The organism is Shewanella electrica, assembly GCF_022321485.1.
Lineage (GTDB): Bacteria > Pseudomonadota > Gammaproteobacteria > Enterobacterales > Shewanellaceae > Shewanella > Shewanella electrica.
Map to the genome: position 1 here is coordinate 1 of NZ_JAKOGG010000702.1, position 241 is coordinate 241.

At 54.4% G+C, this 241-nt stretch carries 1 protein-coding gene; it reads left to right on the top strand.

Going from position 1 to position 241, the window contains the following annotated elements; translation table 11 throughout:
- On the top strand, nt 1-241 hold a 241-nt coding region (locus L9G74_RS21860), incomplete at both ends, for a S8 family serine peptidase (RefSeq protein ID WP_238898992.1).

The window sequence follows — 241 nt, forward strand, 5'->3', positions numbered from 1 at the left end:
GATGGCAAGCCCGCATGTCGCTGCCATGGCCGCCTTAATCCGTTCCCAGAATCCGGACCTCACCAACAAACAGGTGATGGACATCATGCGCAGCAGCACCGTGGATCTTGGACCCAAAGGAAAAGATAAATATTACGGCTACGGATTGATCGACATCTATAAAGCGCTGCAAGCCGCAGGAACGACGGAAGCGCCGCTCCAGTTCTGGCCGCAGCATGTTCAAAAAAAGGTGGAGTCGGTC